A 788-nucleotide genomic window follows, 5' to 3' on the forward strand; every position below is an offset into this window, starting at 1 on the left:
AAATGGCGCAAACTCGACGGCGCAAGCCGCATGCCTGAGATCATCCAGGGGATTGAATTCAAGGACGGGATCAAGCAACTTCAAAAAGCCGCCTAATCACGCCGTCACCAACTTTCGGGCATAGCTCAATGGCAATGATTGCCAATATGTTTGGCGGAGTCTGTCATATCTGGTATAGCTGTGTGATGATGGAGGATTAGCTATGGCAACAATGAACGTTTCCCTTCCCGATCCGATGAAGACCTGGGTTGAAACGCGACTGAAGGATGGCAGCTTCAGCAACACCAGTGACTATGTGCGTCACCTCATTCGTCGTGACCAGGAGCGTGCGCAGGCAATTGATGCATTGCAGCAAGCGATAGATGAAGGCGTGAAGAGCGGCGAGCCTGAACCGTTCGACTTCAAGGCGTTCAAGGCGCGGATGCGGGAGCAGCATGCTCGCAAGTAGTCTGATCGCTTATCGTCTGACACCGACAGCCCAAAATGATCTCGAAGAAATTTGGCTCTACACGACGCAGCGCTGGTCGATGGGTCAGGCTGACCGCTATACCGACATCCTTGAAGATACGTTCGATCGATTGCTTTTCATGCCGGAAATGGCGCGCGAGCGTTCGGAATTCGAACCGCCTGTCCGCATCCACCCAAGCGCAGAGCATCTGATTGTCAATCCCGGAGCAAAATTGGCCAAGTTCCCGGTGTAAAATTGATCAGCTTGGTCGCGGTTTAGCTGCGCCTTGGCGCGGGTGCTCTCCAGATAGCTGACGTGTGCCAAGGCGCGCAGGCCGCAG

At 54.2% G+C, this 788-nt stretch carries 2 protein-coding genes; both read left to right on the forward strand.

Annotation, left to right across the window (positions count from 1 at the left end):
* Positions 1–202: 202 nt before the first annotated feature.
* The gene (locus ROE7235_RS19760) at positions 203–448 is read left to right on the forward strand and encodes a type II toxin-antitoxin system ParD family antitoxin (protein WP_121097765.1); all 246 of its coding nucleotides are present in this window, start codon (positions 203–205) and stop codon (positions 446–448) included.
* On the forward strand, positions 435–701 hold the full coding sequence (locus ROE7235_RS19765) for a type II toxin-antitoxin system RelE/ParE family toxin (protein ID WP_121097767.1): 267 nt from the start codon (positions 435–437) through the stop codon (positions 699–701). The genes ROE7235_RS19760 and ROE7235_RS19765 overlap by 14 nt, the downstream gene beginning before the upstream one ends.
* Positions 702–788: the final 87 nt, after the last annotated feature.

Source organism: Roseinatronobacter ekhonensis (assembly GCF_900499075.1).
Classification (GTDB): domain Bacteria; phylum Pseudomonadota; class Alphaproteobacteria; order Rhodobacterales; family Rhodobacteraceae; genus Roseinatronobacter; species Roseinatronobacter ekhonensis.